At 60.8% G+C, this 3,962-nt stretch carries 6 protein-coding genes; 3 read left to right on the top strand and 3 right to left on the bottom strand.

Annotated elements, in window-relative coordinates:
- Positions 1-210 (bottom strand): hypothetical protein (locus ACLP25_RS07735; RefSeq protein WP_442468633.1); only part of this gene is annotated, 210 nt, incomplete at its 3' end.
- A 97-nt stretch (positions 211-307) separates the two neighbouring features.
- Here ACLP25_RS07735 and ACLP25_RS07730 point away from each other — a divergent pair.
- Positions 308-430 carry a hypothetical protein gene (locus tag ACLP25_RS07730; RefSeq protein ID WP_442468632.1) on the top strand — a complete coding sequence of 41 codons (123 nt, stop codon included), beginning with the start codon at positions 308-310 and terminating at the stop codon, positions 428-430.
- A 116-nt stretch (positions 431-546) separates the two neighbouring features.
- On the opposite strand, the gene ACLP25_RS07725 is transcribed toward ACLP25_RS07730, so the two are convergent.
- The gene (locus tag ACLP25_RS07725; protein ID WP_442468631.1) at positions 547-2,190 is read right to left on the bottom strand and encodes a porin; all 1,644 of its coding nucleotides are present in this window, start codon (positions 2,188-2,190) and stop codon (positions 547-549) included.
- 258 nt (positions 2,191-2,448) lie between these two features.
- Between ACLP25_RS07725 and ACLP25_RS07720 the strand changes: the two genes are divergently transcribed.
- Together ACLP25_RS07720 and ACLP25_RS07715 are read left to right on the top strand one after the other, a co-directional pair.
- On the top strand, positions 2,449-2,619 hold the full coding sequence (locus tag ACLP25_RS07720; RefSeq protein WP_442468630.1) for a hypothetical protein: 171 nt from the start codon (positions 2,449-2,451) through the stop codon (positions 2,617-2,619).
- 544 nt (positions 2,620-3,163) lie between these two features.
- On the top strand, positions 3,164-3,487 hold the full coding sequence (locus ACLP25_RS07715; protein ID WP_442468629.1) for a hypothetical protein: 324 nt from the start codon (positions 3,164-3,166) through the stop codon (positions 3,485-3,487).
- Positions 3,488-3,795: 308 nt separating this feature from the next.
- On the opposite strand, the gene ACLP25_RS07710 is transcribed toward ACLP25_RS07715, so the two are convergent.
- The coding region (locus ACLP25_RS07710; RefSeq protein ID WP_442468634.1) for a transposase at positions 3,796-3,962 on the bottom strand (167 nt) is incomplete at its 5' end.

The raw sequence follows: 3,962 nt of genomic DNA, 5'->3' as shown, positions 1-3,962 counted from the left end.
GCTCAGCACGAACATCGACGACTGCAACAAGGGCTGTATCGGCGGCCAGCCCGACTGACTAGAACGGTGCGCCAATCGCCGCGTTGGAATTCCGAGGAGCGCGACATGAGACAGGCCATTGGTATCGGGCTTGGGCTTGCGGCCGTCTTGGCGATCCCAGCCTTTTGCGCACAGATAGATGCGCCGGTGGATCCGGTTCGCCACCATCATATCTGTTATCACATTTAACACGTGTATTAGATCATTTACTGGGCGCCGGAGTCGGCGATCGCTCACGACGCGATCGCTCAAAGTCGCCCCACCCGCGTTGGCAGCTCCGTCCTGGTTTCCGCACGCCGCGCCCTATGCGAGCGGCCAGGGCGACGAGGACGGGCTGAGCCGCGACATCAACGATTGCAACGTGGGCTGCATCGGCGGCAATACCGGCTGACGCGATGGCGAGTTGCTTTCGCGCCCGCGGCCGAACGCAGATCGAGCCGCTAGGAGGGCTCGATTAAAGGGGTCAAGGCAACCTCGCGGGCGGCGTCCGCCGCCGGAGCATGATCGTCAAAAGCGGATGCGAAGGCCAATGGCCGGGTCCCAATCCTGTGTGGTCGCGCTCGTCCAGGAGTATTTGGTGTTGCCCGGAATCGCGTAGTATGTCTTGGCGTAGCCGTTCGCCATCCCGCCGTACACGTTGGTCATCATCACCCCAGCGTAGAGATCGACCCGCCCGACCGGCCGATAGTCGACAAGGAGCGACACGGCGTCCTGGCTGCCCGCGCACTTGCTGCTGCTGATGAACGCGCCGGTCCCGGTGCAGGCCGCCGACGTGGCGTAGCCGTAGGGAATGCCCTTGGTCGTCCCGGTGTTCCAGGTGAAGTTATAATCGTTTTGAGTCTGGTAATAGAAGCCCATTGCAAGGTCGAGGTTGCTCCAGATCGACCACTTGAAACCCGTCCAGATTGTGTTGTTGATGCGGTTGATCGGATAGGCGGGCGACGCGTAGGCGCCGTTGTTGAGATAAGCCGTGGAGGTGACGGCGCTCGACGGAACGAAGATGCCGTTGGCGATGGTCGAGAAACCATAGGCGTAGGCGTCAGAGGGGTCGCCGAGATTGGCGTAGAGGTATCCGCCGTAGAACGTCACGGTGTTCCACTTGTATTTAGCGACCAGCTCAACGCCGAAGTTGTTCGACAGCGTCGCCTTCAGGACGTCGTTGGGGTTGTAATATTCGTTTTGCCCGTAGATATTTTTCTGGGCGATGAACCAGTTGCCGTCGATGTCCTTGATGCTCGTCGGGGACAACCACGGGTTGATGCCATAGGTCGAGAGCGATACGGCGTTCTGCGCGTAGCTGACTACGCCGTCGAGCGACAGCGGTCCGAAATCGGCGCCGATCTGGCCCTGATATTGATTGGAGACGGCATTGTCCCAGTCATAGCCGCCGACCGTCGCCTGGCCTGTAGCGCGGAAATTCTGATAGTTCAGCCGGTAGGTGACGGCCGTGGTGCGGGCGGTCTCGGTGTCCCCGAAGCCGGGGAACGCATTGGAGAACCCGATCAGCGAGAACGCGATCGAGGCAACCGGATCATAAGCCGTCTCGACGTCATACGCGAGCGAGTTCGTGCGGCCGAAGGTCAGCGTCCCATAGGTCGGATTGTTGACGCCGATAAAGCCTTGCGTGTTGTCCCATTGGCCGGCGCGGCTCCCATCGAAGCTCGTCGTCTGCCAGGGGAAGGCGCTCGCGGGGCGCAGGTTCTGGTCGGCCAGCGATCGCGGGCCGTTGGAGAGCATTCCCGAATACGGGTTGACGGCCGCTTCGAGGACGCCGATCAGCGACCAGCCGTAGGGAAGGATGTTTTCCGTCATCTTGAGGCCGATACCGCTGGTGCTCAGGCCGTTGAAGCCGAACATCGCGCGGGAGCCGTTGGCGCCCTTCTGGATGCCGTAAAAGAGCTTGTCGGCGCTTGGGTTGAGGTTCGCGCCCTGGCTCAGATACGTGGCGTTGACATCGAGCGTGCCGTAGAGAGTCACGCCGTAGGCGCCGATCGGGCAATCGGTTGCCGAGGCGTTCAACCAGTTCCAGAAGCTCGACCAGCAGTCCGGCTTGGCGGTAGGCGCGAGCGCCTTCGTCGTCGGCAGATCGGCCGCCTGGGCGATCGCGGCGAACCCGACGGCCGCCAGAAGCAGAATGCCAAGTCTCTTCATAACAAGCCCCGAACTCCCGGCGCACGCCAGACTCGATCTCGACGCGCCGGACCGCGGCCCAATCCCGGGGCCATCCGGCGCGCGCATGATTCTTACGGTGCGCGTCACGCCAAAACACGATTTAGAATCGGCGCTATGGCCCGTCCGGCGTGAAATCCGGGCTGTCTCGGAGGCCGGCGTCGCGGGCCACCAATTCTGGCAGTTACGCGGTTTCTTAAAAACAACCATTTCCATAGACTCGCACGAGTAAATATCCATGTGAAGGCCGCCGAGCGGCTGGCGGCGGCTGGGGGGCGTTATAACCGGCGTAAGATTGCGCCCGTCAATGTGCGCTTTTTGCAACGGGTTTTGAGTTTGGACTGGCCGGCGACCCTGGATGTCGACCTCTTCGCCGCGGGCTCGCCGCAGGAGCGTGATGCAGAATCCTAGTCGCCCTTGGGCGGCGGCGAATGGGCGGTCAAAGAATGGGGGGTATTGAACAGAATTCAGTTAGTTTCGCTTCATAAATTATAGTTTATAACAAGTGAATTTATTTTTTCGAGCCTGATCAGTCTGATATGATTGCCCGGACGCTCTCGAATGTATTCGTGAAGACGTCACAGGCGCATGGTGCGTTTGCGCGATGGAGATCCAATTGAAGTATTCAGCGGCGGCCGCGGTAACGGTCGGAGTGATGTTGGCCGCCCCGGCGTCAGCGCCTGTAGCTCTCGGCCATACACGGAGGTCGGCCCCTCGCATTTTGTCTTTTCGGGCAAATTTTCGGGCAAACACAAAATGTAACAATATCAGTGCGCTGCGCGTCTCGAAAACCTCGAGTCCGACAGGCTGCTAGCAAAGCGATGGAAGGGTGCGGTCGCACGCAACCGCCCGCCTTCGAGGGCGCTCGTCTGTCCCCCTCTCCGCGCCCCGCGTTGCTCAGCTTGGAGAACCGCCGTCGATCGCCGGCAACCGCAATCAATCCGAGGAGCATGACATGAAACACGCAATCGTTGTCGGGCTTGGGATCGCGACGTCCCTCGCGATCCCGGCCCTTGCGGACGAGACGAAGCCGCCTGTGACGGCGTCCAAGGACAATTGTGTCGCCTCCGTCGACTCCGCCGCTTTGAAGGCGATGGAGCGAACCGGTCCACTAGGGCAAATCTACGTTCACGGCGATCCGGTCTCCCTCGGGCCGAATCATCTGCGCGTGGAAGTCGACGAGTTCCCTGGCGGAGTGTACGATGTGGACGTCAATATCGACCGTAACTGCCACGTGCTTTCTGTGAGCACGGAGCAAGAAACGCCCGAACAGGAATGAGATCGGGATCTCCATCGCGACAATTGCTTTGTCTGTCATCGTCCTTAGTCCGCCAACGATGATTCAGTTCCAAGGAGATGAAAATTGCGGCAAGATTGGTTTGGATGGCGGTCGGCGCGTCGTGTCGGTCAGCTATGGTTGGCATGCTCGTCTCCAGAGTCGGTGTTAGCAACCACACTCTGCCAGAGCGTTGGTCGCTATCCACCTCCCCCTGGGATCTGTCCAGATAGTGTCCGGCGTTGCGGCGAATTGGAGGGTATTGGCGGCTCTGGAGGCGGATTTGGCCGGTTTGGGCGGGTTGGCGGGGTTCAGGCGGTTGCGAGCTTAGCGGTGGACAGACTCCGCCCCTGGGCCAGTTTGAGCATGTTGTGGGCGAGGCAGACGAGGCCCCATTCGTTGGCGACGTTGTCGAGCCCGCGCATCAGGAACTGACGGAAGCCGCGGGCCTGCTTGATCTGCCCGAACACCGGCTCGG

It is taken from the genome of Roseiarcus sp., from assembly GCF_052145395.1.
GTDB lineage: Bacteria > Pseudomonadota > Alphaproteobacteria > Rhizobiales > Beijerinckiaceae > Roseiarcus.
Note: the sequence above shows the minus strand (reverse complement) of the source record. Positions and strands in the feature narration are given on the sequence as shown.